This window comes from Pseudoflavonifractor phocaeensis, from assembly GCF_038439875.1.
Lineage (GTDB): Bacteria > Bacillota > Clostridia > Oscillospirales > Oscillospiraceae > Vermiculatibacterium.
In genome coordinates, this window is record NZ_JBCDMT010000002.1 from 38008 (window position 1) to 58848 (window position 20841).

Below are 20841 nucleotides of genomic sequence, written 5' to 3' on the forward strand. Positions count from 1 at the left end.
GCTGTCTTGTGAGATATTGCGTCCGGTCAGACCGGGCAAAAGACCCGGATCAGCCCGCCCGCCCAGGAGAGCAGGGGGGCGGTGAGGGTGTCCACCTCCCCGGGCTCCGGGGTCCGGCCCTTGAGCTCCAGGGCGGTGGCTGCAATGGCCCGGTCCGCCCCGGAGAGGGCGGGGAGCAGGTCACCGTGGCGGCGGAGGTAGACGCCGGTGTCCGCGAAATGTTTGGCCTGGAGGGTAAAGAGGGCGGATTTGTAAAGCCCTTGGAGGAGGCACGGGTCCTTCTCGTGGAGCCGGTTGTGGACGCAGGCGTGGTAGAGGGCGCAGGCGCCGGTGTGGACGGCCCGCCGGGCGCAGTCCGGCCCGGCCATGGGGGCGAGGAACTCCAGGGAGCCCAAAAGGGGCGTGGTGTCCCGGTAGAACTGGAAGAGCTCGCCCCGGTCCCAGCAGGCCAGCTCCTCCCGGCCGGAGAGAAAGCCGCAGATGAGCTCCCGGTGGGGCAGGGCGGACAAAAGCGCGTCGTAGGCGTCCAGATCGCCGGGACCGAGGGTGTCCAGGATGACCACCAGGTCCAGGTCGCTTGTCTCGGCGGCCTCCCCCCGGCCATAGCTGCCCTGGAGGCCCGCGCAGACGAGGCGGGGGCCGAAGCGGGCCTGGAGGGCGGGGAGGAACGAGGCCAGATAGGCATTTGGGTCCAGCATAAAGAGCTCCTTTCTCCGTGGGGCGGGGGCCGCCCTGTGTTTGGCGTATGGTAAAGATGGTACCACGGAATGGGCCAGGTGTCCAGGCAGGGGGCCGTGGCCGCCGAAAAATTTTGCAAAAACCCCTTGACATGGAGTTCACTCCAAGGAGTAGGGTTGGTTTATCAAACGAAAGGAAGCGAGCGGGTATGGAAGAAGGATACCAAGGAGAGATCTTTCCCAGAGGGGAGGAGAATCCCTTCGGAACGTATTTTTCCGGCAGAAGCTATTTGAAGATGCTGACGGATCGGGGCGTGGTCATCGGGAACGTGACCTTCGAGCCGGGGTGCCGGAACAACTGGCACATCCACCACGGCGCGGGCGGCGGACAGATTTTGCTGTGCACCGGCGGCCGGGGGTGGTACCAGGCCTGGGGGGAGCCCGCCCGGGCGCTCCGGGCCGGAGACGTGGTGGTGGTCCCGCCGGAGGTGAAGCACTGGCACGGCGCCGCCGGTGACAGCTGGTTCACCCATCTGGCGGTGGAGATCCCCTGCCCGGACGGCGCCAACGAATGGCTGGAGCCGGTGCGCAGCGAGGACTACGAAAAACTGAGTTGAGGGGGAGGACCATGGAACAGGCAAAGGTTTATTTTACAAGGGACATCAGCCCCGCGGGGCTGAAAAGGGCCTACGGCGCTCTGGGGATAAAGCTCCGGGACAAGGTGGCCGTGAAGATCTCTACCGGGGAGCCGGGGGGACACAATTTTCTCCAGCCCGGCCTAATCCGGGAGCTGGTGACGGAGCTGGAGGGCACCATCGTGGAGTGCAACACCGCCTACGAGGGCGGGCGGAACACGGTGCGGGCCCACTGGCAGACCTTCCGTGACCACGGCTTTCTGGACATCGCCCCCTGCGACCTGATGGACGAGGAGGGAGAGCTGGCCCTGCCCGTAAAAGGCGGGGCTCGCCTGAAGGAGAATTTCGTGGGGAGCCATCTGGCCCGTTACGGCTCCATGCTGGTGCTCTCCCACTTCAAGGGCCACGCCATGGGGGGCTTCGGCGGGGCGCTGAAAAACATGTCCATCGGGGTGGCCTCCGCCCGGGGCAAGGGGCACATCCACTGCTCCGGTGGCCCTGACCAGTCCTTTGAGGCCATCATGACCGCCGACCACGAGGCCTTTCTGGAGTCCATGGCCGACGCTGACAAGGCGGTCATGGACTATCTGGGCCGGGAAAATTTGGCCTATGTCAGCGTGGCCAACCGGCTCAGCGTGGACTGCGACTGCTCCGCCGACCCCGCCGAGCCGGAGATGGCCGACATCGGCATTTTCGCCTCCCTGGACCCGGTGGCGCTGGACCAGGCCTGCGTGGATGCGGTATACGCCTCTCCCGACCCGGGCAGGGCGGCCCTGATTGAGCGGATGGAATCCCTCCACGGCATCCACACCGTGGAGGCCGCCGCGGCCCTGGGTTTGGGCGGGCGGCAGTATGAGCTTGTGGATCTGGACAAGAGATAGGAGAAAAAGATGAAAACATTATTGGTTTATTATTCCTACACCCAAAACACCGGGGGGATCGCCCGTCGGGTCCGGGAGGCGCTGGGCTGTGACGTGGCGGAGATCCAGACGGTCAGCCCCTACGAGGGGGATTACGACAGCGTGGTGGAGCAGGGCCGCCGGGAGGTGGAGGCGGATTTCTGCCCGGATATCCGTCCCCTGGGTGTGGAGCTGAGCGGCTATGACCGAATCATTCTGGGCATTCCGGTGTGGTGGTACACCATGGCCCCTGCCATGCGGACGTTCCTGACGGAAAACGGCCTGGCCGGGAAAACCGTCATTCCCCTGGTGACCAGCGGCGGCTGGCCGGGGCACACGGTGAAGGACGTGGAGGCGCTCTGCCCCGGGGCCCGGGTGGAGAAGGGCGTGAGCCTTACATTCAACGGCACCCGGCTCGCCACGCCGGAGCGGGAGCTGGAAAACTGGATCCAAGGCCTGAAATAAGAGAAATACCTCTTGACTTGGAGCGGGCTCCAGGTAGTATGATAGAGAAAACGAGAAAAGGGAGTTCTGTCATGAAATACCGCACACTGGGCCGCACCGGCCTGAGGGTCAGCGAGATCGCCCTGGGCTGTGAAGGCTTCCTCTTGAAGGACGATGGCTTTGCCCGGGAGATGTTCCAAACCGCGCTGGCCGCCGGCGTCAACTGCATGGACCTGTACAGCCCCAACCCCGACCTCCAGCGCCGGGTGGGAGAGGCCATCCGGGGCCGCCGGGAGGACTTCATCCTCCAGTGCCACCTGTGCTCCATCTGGGATCAGGGGCAGTACCGGGCCACCCGGGAGCCGGGGGAGGTGAAGGCCGCCTTCGAGACCCTCCTGGCCAACCTGGGCACCGGCTACGTGGACATCGGCATGATCCACTATGTGGACTCCCCCGAGCTCTGGGAGCAGATCGAGAAGGGGCCGGTCATGGCCTACGCCCAGGAGCGGAAGGCGGCGGGACAGATCCGGCACATCGGCGTCAGCAGCCACAACCCTCTGGCCGCCCTGGCCGCCGTGGAGAGCGGGCTGGTGGACGTGCTCATGTTCGCCGTCAACCCCTGCTACGACCTCCAGCCCGGCAGCGAGGACATCGAGCAGCTTTGGGCCGACGAGAAGTACGAGGGGGTCCTCACCAACATGGACCCGGACCGGGAGCGGCTCTATGAGACCTGCCAGCGGCTTGGGGTGGGCATCACGGTGATGAAGGCCTTCGGCGGCGGGGACCTGCTGGACGAGGGCCTTTCCCCGGCGGGCAAGGCCCTCACCGCCGTCCAGTGCATTCACTACGCCCTCACCCGGCCCGCCGTGGCCTGCGTCATGTCGGGGGCCAGGAGCGTGGAGGATCTGAAGGCCTCCCTGGCCTATGAGACGGCCACCGAGGCCGAGCGGGACTACGCCGCGGCCTTCGCCGATTTTCCCCGCATCAAATGGGAGGGGCACTGTATGTACTGCGGCCACTGCGCCCCCTGCCCCGTGGGCATCGATATCGCCGCCGTCACCAAGTTTTTGAATCTGACCAAGGCCCAGGGCATGGTGCCTGAGACCGTGCGGGAGCACTACGCCGCGCTGGCCCACACCGCCTCGGAGTGCGTCGCCTGCGGGGCCTGCGAGGGGCGCTGTCCCTTCCGGGTGCCGGTGCGGGAGAACATGCGCCAGGCCGCGGAAGTGTTTGGAAGGTGAGGAGAGGGTCATGACCATCGCCGAAGTCAGCCGGAAATATGATATCACAGCCGACACCCTGCGCTACTATGAGCGCATCGGGCTTATCCCGGCCGTGCCCCGGAACAAGAGCGGTATCCGGGATTACGACGAGGCCTCCTGCGGCTGGGTGGAGCTGATGAAGTGCATGCGCTCCGCCGGGGTGCAGATCGAGGCCCTCATCGAGTACGTGGCCCTCTACCAGCAGGGGGACGGCACCATTGACGCCCGGAGGGAGCTCCTGGTGGAACAGCGGGAGCAGCTCAGGGCCAGGATGGCGGATATGCAGGCATCTCTGGACCGGCTGGATTACAAGATCGAGCGGTACGAGAAGGGGCTTATGTTTCGGGAGAACAAGGGGAAAGAGGCAATTTGAAAAATGTCCGGCCCCTCAAGGGGCCGGACATTTTATCCTTTTTCATTGGGAGGAGGACGGCGGGTCCTCATATACAAAAGAGGGTAGGGAGCCCCTTGCCCGTCCTGCTCGGTCCGCTGGTAAACGTGAAAGCCCATATGGGCGTAGAAGCCCACCGCCTCCGGGTTTTGCTCGTTGACGGTGAGCTCATTCACACCGTAACGCTGGATTGCGTACGTCAGCAGTGCCCGCCCCAAGCCCCGGCCCCGCTCTTCTGGAGATAGGAACAGCATTTCCAGTCGATGTCCGTCTGCACCCAGAAATGCCACAGGCCGCCCGGATTCCCGCTCCGCCGTCACCAAGTGGGGAACGTCCCGCAGTGCCGTGGGGACAAAAACCTTGATGCGGGCGAGTTCCGCATCCGATAAAAACAGGTGGGTCGCTCGGACGGAGCGCTCCCAAACCTCTAAAAGCTGAGCCATGAGGCGCGGGGGCCTGCCGTCAATTTCAAAAATATCCATATCTATTTCACTGAGCGGTGAGCCGTTGATCTGTCCGGGTCAGCAGCACCACGCTCTCCACGTGGGCGGTGCGGGGGAAGAGGTCCACGGCGGCGGCGGTTTGGGCGGCGTAGCCCAGCTCAGAAAACCGCTTCACGTCCCGGGCCAGGGTGGCCGGGTCGCAGGAGACGTAGACCACCCGCCGGGGGGCCATTTGGGCGATGGACTCCACCACCTGGGGGGCCAGGCCCTTCCGGGGCGGGTCCACCGTCACCACGTCGGGGCGCTCCCCCGCCTCGGCGAAACGCCGGGCGATATCGGCGGCGTCGCCGCAGAAGAATTCCACGTTGCCGACGCCGTTGCGGCGGGCGTTCTCCCGGGCGTCCTCGATGGCCTGGGGCACCACCTCAGCCCCCACCACCCGCTTGGCCTTCCGGGCCAGGCACAGGGTGATGGTGCCGATGCCGCAGTAGAGGTCCAGCACCGTCTCCTCTCCCGTCAGAGCGGCGCAGTCCAGGGCCAGGCCGTAGAGGACCTCGGCCTGAGGGGTGTTTACCTGGTAGAAGGAGGGGACGGACAGGCGGAAGGAGAGCCCGCACATCTCATCCATGAGGAAATCATCCCCCCAGAGGGTGCGGTAGGAGTCCCCCAGGATCACGTTGCCCCGGGTCTCGTTGACGCCCAGCACCACCCCCTTGAGCCCCGGCTCGGCGGCCCGGAGGGCGGAGGCCAGCTCCGGCTCGTGAGGGAGGGCCTTCCCGTTGACCAGCAGGCAGACCAGGCTTTCCCCCGCCCGGTTGGTGCGGATATAGAGGTGCCGGAGCAGCCCCCTGCCCGTCCGCTCGTCATAGGCGGGGACTTGATAAGTTGACATAAATTTTTTGAGGGCGCGGCGGAGCCGGGCGGCGCTCTCCGGCTGGAGCAGACAGTCGGCCACGTCGGTGACGCGGTGGGTGCGGGCGGCGTAAAAGCCCACGGCCTCCCCGGAGATGGGGAACTGGACCTTGTTGCGATAACGATCCGTATTTTCGGAGCCGTAAATTGCGGAAACGTGGGTGTCACAGCCGCCGATGCGGCGCAGGCAGTCCTCCACCTTCTGCCGCTTGAATGCCAGCTCCTCTTCGTAGGTCATGTGCCGGAGGGCACAGCCTCCACAGTTGACATAATAGGGGCAATCGGCGCCGAGGCGGGCGGGGGAAGGGGAGAGGACCTCTTCCGCGTGGCCCCAGGCGGCGGACTTGCCCACCTTGTCCAGGCGGACGGAACAGGTCTCCCCCTTGAGGGCCCCGGTGACAAAGCAGGCCATGCCGTCGGGGAGGCGGGCCACACCCTCGCCGCCGGTGCCGTAGCCGTCTATGGTGAGGGTGACAGGGGTTGCCGGCAGTTTTTTCATTCCCATGAGGCTAAGATATCCTCCAAATCAGTGTAGGGGACGGCGAAGGTGGGGCTGCCCACGGCGTTGGGGAGGTCGCCGCCCGGAAAATAGCAGACGAGGCTGTCCTCGGTAAGATAAAAATGCTGGGGGGAGTAGGCGTTTCGGAGCGCCTCGGCGTCCAGGACGGCGCCGGAGTAAGCCCCCGCCTCGTTCAGGGCCAGGACGGCGTTCAGCACCCGGGTCTGTGCCTCTGGCTCCGGGACGGTGAAGAGGTCGGCGAAGGTGAGACGGGCCCCGGTGGTCAGGTCGAAGGTGTCCGCCATGGGATAGAGGGTGGGGTAAGGGCCGCCGGAGTTGCTGTAATGGCTCCGGAGGATGCTGACCCGGCCCGCGGTTTCCATGGTGAGTTCGTAGGACTCGGTATCCACATAATTATAGAAGGGATATCCCACGATCTGGGCTGTCTTGTAGTCGTCCACGGCCCAGCCGGAGAGCTCGGCGGCGGAGGCCGCCAGGTCGTCCAGGGTGCTGGCGTAAAAGGCGTTGATGGCCTCATAGGCGGGGATGCCGGCGGCGTTTTCGATCTTGGGCAGACGGTATTCCGGGGAAAAGACGGGCTCCTCCCGGCCCTCGGCGGCAAAGGCGGTCATATAGGTCTGCTCCCCCCACTGGGGCGCCGGACGGGGCGTCCCGCTGTTCCCCGGGGCGGAAACTTCCGGGGCCGGGGACTGGCTGGGCGGGGGAGAGGCGTGGTCGGCCACCGTGGAGCAGCCGGACAGCAGCAGGCACAGGGCCAGGGGGCAAAGGATACGGCGGAACATAAAAAACCTCCTTATTCAAGGGCGGGGCCCGGCGAAGGCCGGGGATGGATTTGACTTCAGTCTACCACGCTCCCCCGTCCAGGTAAAGAAAAATTGAGAGTTTCGACTTGCGAAGGAGGAAGAAGCTGTTTATAATAAGAAAAAAGGACGAGGAGGGCCGAATATGGGAGATAAAAGAGAGGAACTGCTGCGGCAGCTATGGACGGCCCAGGACGAAGCGTATGATTTGATGTGCGAGTATGATTCTCTGCCCCACCACTATGGAGAGAACATCCTCTATCAGGCGGAGGGGCATATCATCGACCTCATCGCCGCCTATCCCGGCATCACTATTACCGACCTGGGCAATATTTTGAAAAAGACCCCAAGCGCCTGCTCCCAGATCGTGCGCAAGCTGAAGGAGAAGGGCTGGGTGGAGCAGACCCGGAACCGGGACAACAACCGGCAGTTCAACCTGAAGCTGACGGAGAGCGGCCGGAAGGTCTATGAGGACCACCTGGAGTTCAACCGCTACTGCCAGGCCGAGACCTTTGGCCTGCTGGCGGGATTTTCCAACGAGGAGCTGGAGCACCACGTGATGGTCCAGCGGAAGATCAACGAGGCCTACCAGGGTGACGTGCGCCGCAGCCGGGAGCGGTTTTTAAAGGCGGAGGCCAGCCAGAACGAGTGATTCCATCAAACGGTACAGGGCCGGACAACAGAGGTTGTCCGGCCCTGTTTTTCTGTAAATGGATGATGTGCAAATCCTACAAAAAGCAAAAATCAATTTTGTGCGATGCGCATGAATTGTAGAAAAGCGACAAAAACAGGATTGACTGCGCCCTGTTTTGTGATATGATAATTACACTTCAATATTAAGATACTTAAGTGTTGAGTTAGTAAAGTGACGCACAAAAGGCTAGCCTTTTGTCATGTTCCGCATGCGGAACATGATGAGCATTACACACAAGGGGAGTAAAAGCGGGCCCGCTTTTATTGATAGATCCAAGAAACAGAGAGAAAAGGAGGACTTTTCAAAATGGCGACTCAAGTCAAAGAAAAGAAAAAGTTCCAACTGCCGCACTTGCTGTTTTTGCTCCTGGGACTGATGGTGTTTATGTCTATCCTGACCTACATCCTGCCCGCCGGTGAATTTGTGGAGAATGCCGCGGGGCTCAAGGAGTATGTCCAGATCGACCGCACCCCCATCAATTTGTGGCAGGCCTTGCTGTACATCTACGAGGGCATCGCCAACTCCAGCACGATCCTGGCCCTGCTGCTGGTCATCGGCGGCTGCGTGGAGATCACGCTGACCACCAAGTCCCTGGACCACCTGATCGACTTCTGCCTCTATAAGCTCCAGGACAAGGGCTCCACCGTGCTGCTGCCCGTCATGTTCCTGCTCATGGCCCTGCTGGGCGGCTTCGGCGGCAGTGACGCGCTGATCGCAGTCATCCCCATCGGCGTCCTCTTTGCCAAGAAGCTGCACTTGGACCCCATCGTGGGCGCGGGCGTTTCCTTCCTGGGCACCATGGTGGGCTTCTCCACCAGCCCCACCGGCATCTTCATCGCCCAGGGCCTGATGGGCGTGCCCGTCTACTCCGGCTTCGGCACCCGCTTCCTGAACCTGCTGCTGTGCGCCGCCATCGGCGCCATCTACGTCACCGTCTATGCCAAGCGCATTGAGAAGAACCCCGCCAAGTCCGCCATGGGCGACCTGGCCTGGCAGGCCGAGCTGGGCGAGGCCGGCGCGATGGAGGAGAAGAAGCTGGACGTGCGTGACCTGGTCATCACCCTCCTGTTCTTCGGCCAGTTCCCCCTGGCCATCGCCCTCAACCTGGGCCTGGGCCTGGGCATGGGCACCATGCCCGCAGTCATGATCCCCGTGGCCATCATCTGCGGCTACATCAACGGCATGAAGGCCCAGCAGATCGGCGACACCTTTGCCAAGGGCGTGGGCGGCATGGGCTTCATCTGCTTCATCATCGGCATTGCTGGCGCCATTTCCCTTATTATGAAGAACGGCCACATCCTGGACACCGTCGCCTACTACGCCAGCCTGCCGCTTCAGAACTTGGGTGCCGGCTTCGCCGCCGTTGGCATCTCCATGGTGGTGTCCCTGCTGAACTTCTTCATCCCCTCCGCCTCCGCCAAGGCCGCGGCCCTCATCCCCATTGTGAAGCCCATGGCGGAGAACCTGGGCATCACCGGCCAGGTGGCCGTCCAGGCCTTCCAGATCGGCGACGGCTTCTGCAACCTCATCAGCCCCTTCCTGGGCTGGACCATGGGCGGCCTGGCCATCGCCAAGGTGCCCTACCAGAAGTGGGTCAAGTGGGTGCTGCCCCTGCTGCTTATCCTGCTCGTCACCGAGTACGTGGTGCTGGTGGTGCTGAGCGGCATGGGATGGTCCTAAGGCCATGTTCCTGCTGTGGACCGGCCTGGCCTGCCTGTATACGGCCAATTTCATCCAGCTTCTCGCCGGGGGCGACCCCGGCGGGGCGCTGATAGTTGGGGCGATCGCCGCGGCCTTCGGGGTCTTGGGCTGGCGGAGCTTTCAAAAACGCAAGGCCCGCAGGACAAAAACGCTGTAAAACGGCCGGAACGGCAGTTTCGGAGCGCTTCCGTATCGATTAAAGGGGGATACTATTTTGAATTTGAACGAAGAGATCAAAAAGCTGGCCGACGAGTACGAGCCTTACATCATCGACTGCCGCCGGAAGGTGCACACCTTTGCCGAGGTGGCCATGCAGGAGAACAAGACCCACGCCTTTATCCTGGAGGAGGCCAAAAAGCTGGGCCTGCCCTATGAGGAGGTGCCCACCACCAGCATTATCGTGAAGATGGACACCGGCCGTCCCGGCATGGTGGTGGCCCTCCGGGCCGACATCGACGCCCTGCCCCTGGCCGAAAACCCCAACAACCTGGCCGGCCCCCGGACCTGCGTCTCCGAGCAGGGCAACACCTGCCACGCCTGCGGCCATGACGCCCACACCTCCATGCTGCTGGGGGCCATGCAGGTCCTCTACCGGATGAAGGACCAGCTCAACGGCACGGTCCTCTTCTGCTTCGAGGAGGGCGAGGAGCCCAACAGCGGCGTGGAAGCCCTGCTGAAGGCCCTGGAAAAGTATCACGTGGACCGCTGCTGGGCCATCCACGTGTACGCCGAGCTGGAGGAGGGCAAGATGTGCGTGGACCCCGGCCCCCGGATGGCCGGCGCCGCCGTGATCGACGTGACCTTCGTGGGCAAGAGCGGCCACGGCTCCCGCCCCGACCTGGCCGTCAACCCGGTGTTCTGCGGGGCCAACTTCCTCAATAACCTCAGCGTGGCTTTCTGCAACCAGATCACCGCCGGCAAGACCGTCACCATGGGCCTGACCATGTTCCACGCCGGCGACGCGGGCAACGTTATCCCGGAGACGGCGCAGATCCAGGGCACCTACCGTTTCTTCGACCTGGAGGAGGGCAGGAAGGCCGTGCGGATCACCCAGCAGGTGGCCGACCACACCGCCGCCATGCACAACTGCAAGGTGGAGTACTCGCCCAAAATGCTGAACTTCATCGGCGGCCCCACCGTCACCGACCCGGCGTGCGCCGAGGTGGCCGACCGGGTGCTCAACGAGATCCTGCCCGAGGGCACCGTGGTCCACTGTGAGCCCTGGTACGCCGGGGAGTCCTTCCGGCTGTGGCTGGAGAAGTATCCCGGCGTGTTCGCCTTCCTGGGCATCAAAAATCCGGAGGCTGGGTACGGCGCCGCCCATCACAACGACAAGTTCGACCTGAATGAAAATGTGTTGAAGACCGGGGCCATTTCCACGGTTCGCTTCGCCGTGGAGTGGCTGGCCGGGGACCAGGGTTAAACGGCGGCACCCTTCCTCCGCTGTGACCAAAAACCAGGCCCAGGCGGCCGCCCATACTGCCTGGGCCTGGTCGCTGTCCTCCAAAAAGCTGTGCAAATCCTACAAAAAGCAAAAAACAGTTTTGTGTGATGTGCAAGAATTGTAGAAAAAGCACAAAAAACTCCTTGACGTATCCCAATAAAGTGTTATGATAAATACACTTCATGATTAAGTATCTTAACGATTGAGATAGTTAATCGGGGTACGGAAAGGCTGGCCTTTCCGTCATGTTCCGCATGCGGAACATGATACTCCTTTCACACCGTTGAGAAGTAGAAGCGGGCCCGCTTTTATGATAGGAGTAAAAACTGGGAGAACTTTGAGGAGGAAGCAAAATGCAAGGTGAGAAAAAGAAATTAGGCTTGTTCAACATCTTCAGTCTGGGCGTGGGCGGCGCCATCGGTTCCGGCATCTTCGTCATGATGGGCTTCGGCATTGCCTACACCGGCCGTTCCATTGTCCTGGCGGTCTCCGTGGGCTGTCTGTACATGCTGCTGGCTTACCTGTTCCACCCCATCATGAGTTCCATGTTCGTCCTCCCCGGTGGCGACTATGATATGAAAGTTATGCTGATGGGCCCCACCATGACGGGCTTCTCGGCACTGGCCACCGTCGTGAACGGGTTTGGCATGGCCTCGTATGGTTTGGCCTTCGCCAGCTATTTCACCTCGGTCTTTACCGATCTGGCACCCTATCAAAATCTGATCGCGATCGCGCTGATCGTCCTGTTCTTCGCCCTGTCCATCCGGGGCACCAAAGCCCTGGCCACGATCACCACCATTATTACGGCCACGCTGCTGGTCTCCGTCGTGATCTTTGTGGTGGTGGGTCTGCCCCAGGTGCAGCCCGGCTACTTCTCCAACGCGGACGGCCAGTTCTTCTCCGGCGGCTTCGGCGGCCTCATCGGCGCCATCGCCATGATGTCCTTCGCCTGCCAGGGCACCACCATGGCCCCTGTCTCCGTTATGCCCGTCACCAAGAAGCCCCGCAAGACCATCCCCCTGGGCATCCTGCTGATCTGCGTGACCGTCGCCGCCGTGTACGCCCTGATGTCCGTCGTGGCCGCCGGCGTTCTCCCCGTGGAGCAGGTTGCGGGCCAAAACCTGTCCCTGGTGGCCCAGACCATCTTCAGCCCCACCCTCTTCGCCATCTTCATCCTGGGCGCCGCCTGCTGCGCCATCATGTCCTCCCTGGCCTCCGGCATGACCATGCTGCGCTACCCCCTGCTCTCCGTGGCCGAGGACGGCTGGCTGCCCAAGGTCTTCAAAAAGACCACCAAGAGCGGCTACCCCTACGTGGTCATGGGTCTGTTCTTCGTGTTCACCATCGTGCCCATCTTCACCGGCCTGTCCGTGGACGCACTCATTTCCCTGGTCATGATCATCTCCATGGTCATGAATGCCTACATGAACATCTCCATGATCAAGCTGATCAAGGAGTACCCCGAGCAGTGGAAGAAGTCCACCCTCCACATGCCTACCCCTGTTTTCAACTGCCTGTGCGTCATCGGCACCCTCTGCGCCTGCGCCGTGGCCTTCTACCTCTTTAAGGACCTGAGCACCACTTCCATGATCCTCTGTGTGGTGCTGCTGGTGGTCATGGTGGGCATCGCCCAGATCCAGCTGCGCACCGGCATGGTCAAGAAGGAAGACCTGCTGGCCAAGCGGGCGAAGATCGCGGCCGACGCCCTGGCCGCCACCGAGGCCGACGAGGCTGAGGAGGCCCGGGAGGCCGCCGCGGCCGCCAAGGCGATCTGAAGCCCTCTGTTTCCCGATGAATTAGGGGAGCCGGTTCTGATGGACCGGCTTCCCTAATCCGCAGAAATATAGTATAGTAAGTAAAGGATATAAAATCAGAAAGGACCGATTACAATGAAGTACGATTTCACCTCTATTATGGACCGCCACGGCAAGGACGCCATCGCCGTCGACGTGGTCCCTCAGCCCGACGCCGCGGGCAACTTCGTCATGAAGCCCCTGTCCGAGGTGCCCATCCGGGACGGCCTGGACAACATCCCCATGTGGGTGGCGGACATGAACTTCCCCACCTGCCCCACCATCCCCCAGGCCATCATCGAGCGGGCCCAGCACCCCGCCTTCGGCTACTTCCAGCCCACCGACGAGTACTTTGACTCCATCATCAAGTGGCACGAGACCCGCAACGGCGTCAAGGGCCTGAAGCGGGAGCACATTGGCTATGAAAACGGCGTTCTGGGCGGCGTCATCAGCGCTCTGAACGTGTTCTGCTCCAAGGGCGACAACGTGTTGCTGCACACCCCCACCTACATCGGCTTTACCGGCGCGCTGACCAACAACGGCTACAACATGGTCCTCTCTCCCCTGGTGAAGGACGCCGAGGGCGTGTGGCGCATGGACTTCGAGGACATGGAGAAGCGCATCGTGGAGAACCACATCCACGCCACCGTCTTCTGCTCCCCCCACAACCCCTGCGGCCGCGTCTGGGAGAAGTGGGAAGTGGAGAAGGCCATGGAGCTCTTCAAGAAGCACGACGTGTTCGTGGTCTCCGACGAGATCTGGTCCGACATCATCCTCTCCGGCCACAAGCACGTGCCCACCCAGTCCGTCAGCGAGGACGCCCGGATGCGCACCGCCGCCATCTACGCCCCCTCCAAGACCTTCAACCTGGCCGGGCTGGTGGGTTCCTACCACATCGTCTACAACCAGTGGATGCGGGAGCGGATGGACAAGGAGTCCTCTCTGCCCCATTACAACGACATGAACGTGTTCTCCCTCCACGCCCTCATCGGCGCCTACAAGCCCGAGGGCTACGAGTGGTGCGACGAGCTGTGCGAGACCATCACCGGCAACATCGACTATGCCTGCGACTACATCGCCAAGCACTTTGACGGCGTGGAGGTCTCCAAGCCCCAGGGTACTTACATGCTGTTCCTGGACTGCTCCAAGTGGTGCGAGAAGCACGGCAAGACCATCGACGACGTGGAGAAGGCCGGCCTGGCGTGCGGCGTCATCTGGCAGGACGGCCGGATGTTCCACGGCCCCTGCCACATCCGCCTGAACCTGGCCCTGCCCCTCTCCCGCGTGAAAGAAGCCTTTGAGCGTATGGACAAGTACGTCTTCAACGCCTAAGTTCCCCGCTTCAAACCGCCCGTCCCCGACAAGAGTTTTTCTTGCCGGGGATTTGGCGTATCCGCCTGAAAATTGAAAGGAGATTATTTATGTCCAAACTCACCGTGGGGGCCCAGATGCCCGACTTCACCTTCGACACCCCCTTTGAAAGCGGCCGCACCCTGGCCGAGACCGCCGGCAAGACCGCCGGCAAGACCGCCCTGGTGTTCCTGCGCTACTACGGCTGCACCCTGTGTCAGTACGACATCCACCAGTTCACCCAGGCCCACGACAAAATCGCGGCCGCCGGCGGGCAGATGTTGGTGGTGCTCCAGTCCGACCCCGCCAAGCTGGCCGCCCAATTAAAGCCCGGCGACCTGCCCTTCGACATCGTCTGCGACCCGGAGCAGAAACTGTACAAGGAGTTTGAGATTGCCCCCGCCGAGTCCAAGGCCAAGATGGCGGATTTGAAGACCATGGGCAAGATCGCCAAGGCCACCGCCGGCGGCTTCAAGCACGGCGATTACGAGGGCGATGAGCTCCAGCTTCCCGCCTGTTTTGTCATGACCCCGGACCGGACCCTGAGCTACGCCCACTACGGCGTCTCCGCCGGGGACGTGCCCACGCCGGAGGAACTGGCGGAATTGCTGAAATAAACTTGCGCGTTTGGAAAGGGCGGCCTTCGGGCCGCCCTTTTTCTGCTTGCTTTGTTCACAATTTCTACTTTTTTATTGCGAAAAACTGTGGTATAGTGTACACTGAATTGATACGAGTCTCAGTAAAGCGCCCCAGGGCGTGAGCTATCGAAAGGTGACAGACACAGATGGGTATTTTACGCAAGATTTTCGGCACCACCTCCGAGAAGGAGGTCAGGGCCCTCGAGCCCCTGGTGAGACAGATAGAGGCGCTGGAGGAGCCCTACAAGGCCCTCTCCGACGCCGAGCTCCAGGCCAAGACGCCTGAGTTCAAGGAGCGGCTGGCGGGCGGCGAGAAGCTGGACGACCTGCTGCCCGAGGCCTTCGCCGTCTGCCGGGAGGCCTCCTGGCGGGTGCTGGGGATGCGGCACTTCCGGGTGCAGCTCATCGGCGGCATCATCCTCCACCAGGGCCGCATCGCCGAGATGCGCACCGGCGAGGGCAAGACCCTGGTGGCCACCCTGCCCGCCTACCTGAACGCCCTCACCGGCGAGGGGGTCCACATCGTCACGGTGAACGACTACCTGGCCAAGCGTGACTCGGAGTGGATGGGCAAGCTCTACCGCTTCCTGGGCCTCACCGTGGGCCTGGTGATTCACGACGTGGACCCCAGAGCCCGCAAGGCCTCCTACGCCGCCGACATCACTTACGGCACCAACAACGAGTTCGGCTTCGACTACCTGCGGGACAACATGGCCATCTACGCCAGCGAGCTGGTCCAGCGGGGCCACGCCTTCGCCATCGTGGACGAGGTGGACTCCATCCTCATCGATGAGGCCCGGACCCCCCTGATCATCAGCGGCCAGGGGGACCAGTCCACCCAGCTCTACCAGATTGCCGACCATTTTGCCTCCACCCTGAAGGTCAAGGTGTACGCCAAGACCGACAGCAAGGAGGAGGAGGACCCCGACCTGGACGCCGACTACGTGGTGGACGAGAAGGCCAAGACGGTCACCCTCACCGCCCGGGGCGTGGCCAAGGCGGAGAAGGCCTTCAACGTGGCGAACCTGGCCGACCCGGAGAACGCCACCCTCTCCCACCACATCAACCAGGCCATCCGGGCCAGGGGCCTCATGAAGCGGGACATCGACTACGTGGTGAAGGACAACGAGATCATCATCGTGGACGAGTTCACCGGTCGGCTCATGTTCGGCCGCCGGTACTCCGAGGGCCTTCACCAGGCCATCGAGGCCAAGGAGGGGGTCCAGGTCCAGCGGGAGTCCAAGACCCTGGCCACCATCACCTTTCAGAATTACTTCCGCCTCTACGGCAAGCTCTCCGGCATGACCGGTACCGCCATGACCGAGGAGGAGGAGTTCAACGGCACCTACTCCCTGGACGTGGTGGAGATCCCCACCAACCGGCCCGTGGCCCGGGAGGACCACGACGACGTGGTCTATAAGTCCGAGATGGGCAAGTTTCGGGCGGTCATCCGCCAGATCGAGGAGTGCCACGAAAAGGGCCAGCCCGTGCTGGTGGGCACCATCTCCATCGAGAAGTCGGAGCTCTTGTCCGAGATGCTGAAAAAAGAGGGCATCCAGCACAACGTGCTGAACGCCAAGAACCACGAGAAGGAAGCCGAGATCGTGGCCCAGGCGGGCAAGTTCGGCGCCGTCACCGTGGCCACCAACATGGCCGGCCGTGGTACCGATATCATGCTGGGCGGCAACGCCGAGCTGCTGGCCAAGGCCGACCTGCGGAAGGCGGGCATGAGCGACGAGCTCATCGCCGAGGCCACCGGCTTCGCCGACACCGACGACCAGGAGATCATCGACGCCCGGAAGGCCTTCCAGGCCGCCGAGGCCAAGTATAAAGAGGCCATCAAGCCCGAGGCCGACAAGGTCCGGGAGGCCGGCGGGCTCTTCATCGTGGGCACCGAGCGCCACGAGTCCCGCCGGATCGACAACCAGCTCCGGGGCCGTGCCGGCCGTCAGGGCGACCCCGGCGAGACCCGGTTCTTCCTCTCCCTGGAGGACGACATCATGCGCCTCTTCGGCTCCGAGCGGGTCATGGGCATGATGGAGAAGCTGGGTGTGGACGAGGACACCCCCATCGAGCAGAAGATGCTCACCAGCGCTATCGAGAACGCCCAGAAGCAGGTGGAGTCCCGGAACTTCCAGATCCGGAAGAGCACCCTGGAATACGACGACGTGATGAACACCCAGCGTGAGGTCATCTACAAGCAGCGCCGCCAGGTGTTGGATGGGGAGGACCTCCAGGACAACATCCAGAAGATGATCACCATGGTCATCGAAAACGCCGTCCACGGCCATATGGGGGAGAGCGAGCATCTCACCGCCGAGGAGTGGCGCTCCGCCACCGAGCCCTTCCGGAACGTGTTCCTCCACCCCGACGACCTGAAGTACACCGACGAGGAGCTGGCCGGCTTGTCCGCCGACGCGCTGTGCGAAAAGCTCCAGGAGAAGGCCAGCGCCATTTACGCGGCCAAGGAGCAGGAGCTGGGCTCCCCCCTGATGCGGGAGCTGGAGCGGGTGGTGATGCTCCGGGTGGTGGACGAGTACTGGATGGACCATATCGACGCCATGCAGGAGCTGCGCCAGGGCATCGGCCTGCGGGCCTACGGCCAGAACGACCCCATCATCGAATATAAGCGCGAGGGCTACGACATGTTCGAGGAGATGATCGGGGCCATCCAGGAGGAGACGGTGCGCCGTCTGTTCCTGGCCCGGGTCCAGGTGGGCGGCCAGGTCCAGCGGGAGCGGGTGGCCAAGGTCACCGGCGAGTCCGGCGGCGGCGACCAGACCGTGAAGAAGCAGCCGGTGGTCCGCAAGGGCGTGAAGATCGGCCGCAACGACCCCTGCCCCTGCGGTAGCGGCAAGAAGTGGAAGAAGTGCGACTGCAAGGAATACCACTCCGAAGAGGATATGTAAGCAAAGAGGACGGAGCCCTCACCGCCGGAAAGGGCGATGAGGGCTCCGTTTTTCCGCGGGGTCCCGAAGGGACTTGGGACGTTTCCCCATAAGAAAGGAGCTGCCATGGAACTGCTGGATAAGACCGTCGACGGCCTGACCTTCCAGGTCTCGCCCCAGATGGAACGGGCGGGGATCGCCCACGGATTCACCACCCGGACGGGGGGTGTATCCGGGGACATCTTCTCCTCCCTGAACCTGGCCGTCAACCGGGAGGACAGGCCGGAAAACGTGCGGGAGAACTACCGCCGGGTGTGCGGGGCCTTGGGGGTGGAGATGGACAAGCTGGTTTTCTCCTGCCAGGTCCACGCCGACCGGGTGCGCTGCGTCACCTCCGCCGACCTGGGGAAGGGGCTGGACCGGCCGGTGGACTACGAGGCCGACGGCCTCATCACCGACATCCCCGGCCTGCCCCTGGTGGTGTTCGGGGCGGACTGCCTCACCGTCCTGCTCTGCGACCCGGTGCGCCGGGTGGTGGCCGCCGTCCACGCCGGTTGGCGGGGGACGGCCCTGGGGATCGTGGAGCGGGCTGTGGAGCAGATGACCGGCCACTACGGCAGCGACCCGGCGGACATCCTGGCCGCCGTGGGCCCCGGCATCTCCAAATGCTGCTTTGAGACCGACGAGGACGTGCCCAACGCCATGACCGCCGCCCTGGGTGCGGCCGCCCTGCCCTTCATCACCGGAGGGGAGGGGGGCAAGTTCCACGTGGACCTGAAGGGGCTCAACGCCCTGCGGCTGGAGCGGGCCGGGCTGCTGGCCGGGCACGTGGACATCTCCCCGGACTGCACCATGTGCCTGCCCGAAAAATACTGGTCCCACCGCCGGACCCAGGGCAGGCGGGGGAGCCAGGCCGCCCTGATCGCCCTGGGGTGAGGACGGCCATGAGGAGGACGAAGTGGGCCTGGACGGCCCTGGCGCTGGCCCTGGTCCTGAGTGCCTGCCGGGGGCCCGCGCCGGCGGTGGAGACCCCGGTCCCCACCCCTACGGCCACGGCGCCGGCGGTGGAGGCCGAGGGGCTGGATTTTGTGCTGCCCTGTTACCCCGGCGGGGGCTTTCACCCCATTACCGGGGGCAACCGCACCAACCTGACCCTCTCGCCGCTGATGTACCGGGGGCTGTTTGCCCTGGACAGGACCTTTCAGCCCCGAAACGACCTGTGCGCCGGCTACACCGTCAGTGAGGACGGCCTCACCTGGACCTTTCGGCTGGCCGCCGCAACCTTTTCCGACAACACCCCGCTGACGGGGGTGGAGGCCGCCGCCTCCCTGAACCTGGCCCGGCAGAGCGAGCGCTACGGCGGCCGGCTGGCCGGGATCAGCCGGGTGACGGCGGGGGAGGGTGAGGTGACCGTGACCCTCTCCCGGCCCAACGGGGCCCTTCCGGCGCTGCTGGACGTGCCCATCGTCAAGGAGACGGGGGACTCGGCCCGGCCCCTGGGCACGGGGCCCTATTATCTGACGGGGGAGGGGGAGGAGCTGGAGCTCACCGCCCGGACGGGGGCGGCGGTGCCCCTGGCGGCCATCCCCCTGCGATCCATCGGGGCCAGCGACGACCTGGTGTACGCCTTCGACGCCCGGGAGATCTCCCTGGTGGACACAGACCTCACAGGGACCAACGCCCTGGGCTACTCCGGGCGGTTTGAGGCCACCGACTACCCCACCACCACCCTCCTGTACGTGGGCTTCAACGCCCAGAGCGGCGCCTGCCGGGACAGTGAGGTCCGCCGGGCCCTCTCCCTGGCCTTCGACCGGCGGAGCGTGGCGGGCAAGCTGCTGGCGGGCCACGCCGTGGCCGCCGCCCTGCCCGTCCACCCGGAGTCGGCCTGGTACGACGCCGGGCTGGCCGCCGCCCTGTCCTATGACCAGGCGGGGGCCTGGGCCCTGCTGGAGGAGGCGGGGTGGAAGCTGGGGGAGGACGGCAAGCTCCACAAGGGCCGTTCCGCCCTCACCCTGCGGCTGGTGGTGAACCAGGAGAACACCTATAAGGTGACGGTGGCGGAAGCCCTGGGAGAGGCCCTGACGGGCCTTGGCTGCACGGTGACGGTGGAGAAGCTGCCCTGGGAGAACTACCTCTCCGCCCTCTCCAAGCGCAGCTTCGACCTCTACCTGGGGGAGACCACCCTGACGGCGGATTTCGACCTGGGGGCCCTGCTGGGCTCCTCTGGGGGCCTCAATTACGGCGGGTATATCGACAGCCAGACCAACGCCCTCATGGACGCCTGCCGGGCGGCTGAGGAGCCGGAGCGGGCCGGGGCGGCCGCCGCTCTCTGCGCCCGGGTGGCGGAAATGGCGCCCATTGCCCCGCTGTGCTTCAAAAACGGCTCCCTCCTGACCCAATGGGGGCAGGTGAGCGGGGCAGCCCCCACCCAGCGGGACGTGTTTGCCGGGCTGGAGAGCTGGAATATCAAGCAATTCTGAACTTTTTCTGACAAGGGCGTCCCTAGCCTTGACGGCCGGGGACGCCCCTGTTATCATGGCGTTAGTAGCTGCGAAAGAGAGGGGAACGGACCATGGAGGCCAATATCCTGGTGGTGGACGACGAGCCCGAGATCGCCGATCTGGTATCGGTATACCTGCGGGGAGAGGGGTTCCAGGTCTTTACCTGCGGCACGGGTACCGAGGCGCTGGAGGTGGTGGGCCGGGAGAAGCTGGATCTGGCGGTGCTGGACGTGATGCTCCCCGACATCTCCGGCATGACCCTGTGCGCCGAGATCCGCCGCAGCCGCCAGTTCCCCATTTTGATGCTCACCGCCAAGACCGAGGACACCGACAAGATCACCGGCCTCACCGTGGGGGCCGACGACTATATGACCAAGCCCTTCAGCCCCCTGGAGCTGGTAGCCCGGGTGAAGGCCCAGCTGCGGCGCTACACCAGTTACAACGGCGGGGAGAAGGAGGCGGAGGACACCCTGTCCGTCAACGGTCTGACCATCAACAAGACCACCCACCAGTGCTGGCTCTACGACGAGCTGCTGAACCTGACCCCCATCGAGTTTGACATCCTGTGGCTGCTGTGCGTCAACCGGGGGAAGGTCATCTCCGCCGAGGAGCTGTTCGAGACAGTGTGGGGGGAGAAGTATCTGGACCGGAACAATACGGTGATGGTCCACATCCGCCGCCTGCGGGAGAAGCTGGGGGAGCCCAGCCGCAATCCCCGGTTCATTAAGACGGTTTGGGGCGTGGGGTACAAAATCGAGTGAAAAATTCGGAAAAAGGGCAAAAATCCAGTTGACAATTTTTCTGGAATCGGGTATACTAAATCCTGCCCTGTTCAGCAGCGGTACAAAT

Annotated in this window: 20 protein-coding genes; 16 read left to right on the top strand and 4 right to left on the bottom strand. The window is 63.6% G+C overall.

Annotation, left to right across the window (positions count from 1 at the left end):
* Positions 1-26: 26 nt before the first annotated feature.
* Positions 27-698 carry a nucleotidyltransferase family protein gene (locus AAEU42_RS02920; RefSeq protein WP_342232033.1) on the bottom strand — a complete coding sequence of 224 codons (672 nt, stop codon included), beginning with the start codon at positions 696-698 and terminating at the stop codon, positions 27-29.
* Positions 699-886: 188 nt separating this feature from the next.
* Between AAEU42_RS02920 and AAEU42_RS02925 the strand changes: the two genes are divergently transcribed.
* The 5 genes from AAEU42_RS02925 (at position 887) to AAEU42_RS02945 (ending at position 4290) form a co-directional block, all read left to right on the top strand.
* Positions 887-1294 (top strand): cupin domain-containing protein, encoded by a 408-nt coding sequence (locus AAEU42_RS02925; protein WP_342232034.1) that lies wholly within the window; start codon positions 887-889, stop codon positions 1292-1294.
* 11 nt (positions 1295-1305) lie between these two features.
* Positions 1306-2193 (top strand): DUF362 domain-containing protein, encoded by an 888-nt coding sequence (locus AAEU42_RS02930; RefSeq protein WP_342232035.1) that lies wholly within the window; start codon positions 1306-1308, stop codon positions 2191-2193.
* A gap of 9 nt (positions 2194-2202) precedes the next feature.
* Positions 2203-2676: a flavodoxin gene (locus AAEU42_RS02935; protein WP_342232036.1), complete on the top strand. Its 474-nt coding sequence runs from the start codon at positions 2203-2205 to the stop codon at positions 2674-2676.
* Positions 2677-2747: 71 nt separating this feature from the next.
* Entirely contained in the window at positions 2748-3896 is a 1149-nt protein-coding gene (locus AAEU42_RS02940; protein ID WP_342232037.1) for an aldo/keto reductase, read from the top strand.
* Positions 3897-3906: 10 nt separating this feature from the next.
* Positions 3907-4290, top strand: a complete 384-nt coding sequence (locus AAEU42_RS02945) for a MerR family transcriptional regulator (RefSeq protein ID WP_342232038.1) — start codon at positions 3907-3909, stop codon at positions 4288-4290.
* A gap of 32 nt (positions 4291-4322) precedes the next feature.
* Here the strand turns inward: AAEU42_RS02945 and AAEU42_RS02950 are convergent, their stop codons facing one another.
* The 3 genes from AAEU42_RS02950 to AAEU42_RS02960 are packed head-to-tail and all read right to left on the bottom strand — an operon-like array spanning position 4323 to position 6965.
* Positions 4323-4790: a GNAT family N-acetyltransferase gene (locus AAEU42_RS02950; protein ID WP_342232039.1), complete on the bottom strand. Its 468-nt coding sequence runs from the start codon at positions 4788-4790 to the stop codon at positions 4323-4325.
* A gap of 7 nt (positions 4791-4797) precedes the next feature.
* On the bottom strand, positions 4798-6168 hold the full coding sequence (gene rlmD, locus AAEU42_RS02955; RefSeq protein WP_342232040.1) for a 23S rRNA (uracil(1939)-C(5))-methyltransferase RlmD: 1371 nt from the start codon (positions 6166-6168) through the stop codon (positions 4798-4800).
* Positions 6159-6965, bottom strand: coding sequence for a DUF3298 and DUF4163 domain-containing protein (locus tag AAEU42_RS02960; protein WP_342232041.1), 807 nt, complete (start codon positions 6963-6965; stop codon positions 6159-6161). The genes rlmD and AAEU42_RS02960 overlap by 10 nt, the downstream gene beginning before the upstream one ends.
* Positions 6966-7128: 163 nt before the next feature.
* Between AAEU42_RS02960 and AAEU42_RS02965 the strand changes: the two genes are divergently transcribed.
* From AAEU42_RS02965 to vanR, 11 genes are all read left to right on the top strand, one after another.
* Positions 7129-7635, top strand: coding sequence for a MarR family winged helix-turn-helix transcriptional regulator (locus tag AAEU42_RS02965; RefSeq protein ID WP_342232042.1), 507 nt, complete (start codon positions 7129-7131; stop codon positions 7633-7635).
* Between the two features lie 393 nt (positions 7636-8028).
* Positions 8029-9357, top strand: coding sequence for an AbgT family transporter (locus AAEU42_RS02970; protein ID WP_342232043.1), 1329 nt, complete (start codon positions 8029-8031; stop codon positions 9355-9357).
* A 4-nt stretch (positions 9358-9361) separates the two neighbouring features.
* Positions 9362-9535 (top strand): hypothetical protein, encoded by a 174-nt coding sequence (locus tag AAEU42_RS02975; protein ID WP_342232044.1) that lies wholly within the window; start codon positions 9362-9364, stop codon positions 9533-9535.
* Between the two features lie 57 nt (positions 9536-9592).
* A complete protein-coding gene (locus tag AAEU42_RS02980; RefSeq protein WP_342232045.1) occupies positions 9593-10801 on the top strand; it encodes an amidohydrolase in 1209 nt (402 codons plus the stop codon).
* 374 nt (positions 10802-11175) lie between these two features.
* On the top strand, positions 11176-12597 hold the full coding sequence (locus tag AAEU42_RS02985) for an APC family permease (RefSeq protein WP_342232046.1): 1422 nt from the start codon (positions 11176-11178) through the stop codon (positions 12595-12597).
* Positions 12598-12711: 114 nt separating this feature from the next.
* A complete protein-coding gene (locus AAEU42_RS02990; RefSeq protein ID WP_342232047.1) occupies positions 12712-13947 on the top strand; it encodes a MalY/PatB family protein in 1236 nt (411 codons plus the stop codon).
* An 89-nt stretch (positions 13948-14036) separates the two neighbouring features.
* Positions 14037-14582 carry a peroxiredoxin-like family protein gene (locus AAEU42_RS02995; protein WP_342232048.1) on the top strand — a complete coding sequence of 182 codons (546 nt, stop codon included), beginning with the start codon at positions 14037-14039 and terminating at the stop codon, positions 14580-14582.
* 167 nt (positions 14583-14749) lie between these two features.
* Positions 14750-17512 carry a preprotein translocase subunit SecA gene (secA, locus tag AAEU42_RS03000; protein WP_342232049.1) on the top strand — a complete coding sequence of 921 codons (2763 nt, stop codon included), beginning with the start codon at positions 14750-14752 and terminating at the stop codon, positions 17510-17512.
* Positions 17513-17617: 105 nt separating this feature from the next.
* Positions 17618-18427, top strand: a complete 810-nt coding sequence (gene pgeF, locus AAEU42_RS03005) for a peptidoglycan editing factor PgeF (RefSeq protein WP_342232050.1) — start codon at positions 17618-17620, stop codon at positions 18425-18427.
* 8 nt (positions 18428-18435) lie between these two features.
* A complete protein-coding gene (locus AAEU42_RS03010) occupies positions 18436-19971 on the top strand; it encodes an ABC transporter substrate-binding protein (protein WP_342232051.1) in 1536 nt (511 codons plus the stop codon).
* A 92-nt stretch (positions 19972-20063) separates the two neighbouring features.
* Positions 20064-20753 (top strand): VanR-ABDEGLN family response regulator transcription factor, encoded by a 690-nt coding sequence (gene vanR, locus AAEU42_RS03015; protein WP_342232052.1) that lies wholly within the window; start codon positions 20064-20066, stop codon positions 20751-20753.
* Positions 20754-20841: the final 88 nt, after the last annotated feature.

Excerpts from the sequence above, each read along its gene's own strand:
- AAEU42_RS02935 (WP_342232036.1), top strand. The coding sequence starts at position 2,203 with ATGAAAACATTATTGGTTTATTATTCCTACACCCAAAACACCGGGGGG.
- AAEU42_RS02960 (WP_342232041.1), bottom strand. The coding sequence starts at position 6,965 with ATGTTCCGCCGTATCCTTTGCCCCCTGGCCCTGTGCCTGCTGCTGTCC.
- AAEU42_RS02930 (WP_342232035.1), top strand. The coding sequence starts at position 1,306 with ATGGAACAGGCAAAGGTTTATTTTACAAGGGACATCAGCCCCGCGGGG.
- AAEU42_RS02950 (WP_342232039.1), bottom strand. The coding sequence starts at position 4,790 with ATGGATATTTTTGAAATTGACGGCAGGCCCCCGCGCCTCATGGCTCAG.
- AAEU42_RS02985 (WP_342232046.1), top strand. The coding sequence starts at position 11,176 with ATGCAAGGTGAGAAAAAGAAATTAGGCTTGTTCAACATCTTCAGTCTG.
- AAEU42_RS02965 (WP_342232042.1), top strand. The coding sequence starts at position 7,129 with ATGGGAGATAAAAGAGAGGAACTGCTGCGGCAGCTATGGACGGCCCAG.
- AAEU42_RS02975 (WP_342232044.1), top strand. The coding sequence starts at position 9,362 with ATGTTCCTGCTGTGGACCGGCCTGGCCTGCCTGTATACGGCCAATTTC.
- rlmD (WP_342232040.1), bottom strand. The coding sequence starts at position 6,168 with ATGGGAATGAAAAAACTGCCGGCAACCCCTGTCACCCTCACCATAGAC.
- AAEU42_RS03010 (WP_342232051.1), top strand. The coding sequence starts at position 18,436 with ATGAGGAGGACGAAGTGGGCCTGGACGGCCCTGGCGCTGGCCCTGGTC.
- pgeF (WP_342232050.1), top strand. The coding sequence starts at position 17,618 with ATGGAACTGCTGGATAAGACCGTCGACGGCCTGACCTTCCAGGTCTCG.
- AAEU42_RS02920 (WP_342232033.1), bottom strand. The coding sequence starts at position 698 with ATGCTGGACCCAAATGCCTATCTGGCCTCGTTCCTCCCCGCCCTCCAG.
- AAEU42_RS02940 (WP_342232037.1), top strand. The coding sequence starts at position 2,748 with ATGAAATACCGCACACTGGGCCGCACCGGCCTGAGGGTCAGCGAGATC.
- AAEU42_RS02990 (WP_342232047.1), top strand. The coding sequence starts at position 12,712 with ATGAAGTACGATTTCACCTCTATTATGGACCGCCACGGCAAGGACGCC.
- AAEU42_RS02945 (WP_342232038.1), top strand. The coding sequence starts at position 3,907 with ATGACCATCGCCGAAGTCAGCCGGAAATATGATATCACAGCCGACACC.
- AAEU42_RS02925 (WP_342232034.1), top strand. The coding sequence starts at position 887 with ATGGAAGAAGGATACCAAGGAGAGATCTTTCCCAGAGGGGAGGAGAAT.
- vanR (WP_342232052.1), top strand. The coding sequence starts at position 20,064 with ATGGAGGCCAATATCCTGGTGGTGGACGACGAGCCCGAGATCGCCGAT.
- secA (WP_342232049.1), top strand. The coding sequence starts at position 14,750 with ATGGGTATTTTACGCAAGATTTTCGGCACCACCTCCGAGAAGGAGGTC.
- AAEU42_RS02995 (WP_342232048.1), top strand. The coding sequence starts at position 14,037 with ATGTCCAAACTCACCGTGGGGGCCCAGATGCCCGACTTCACCTTCGAC.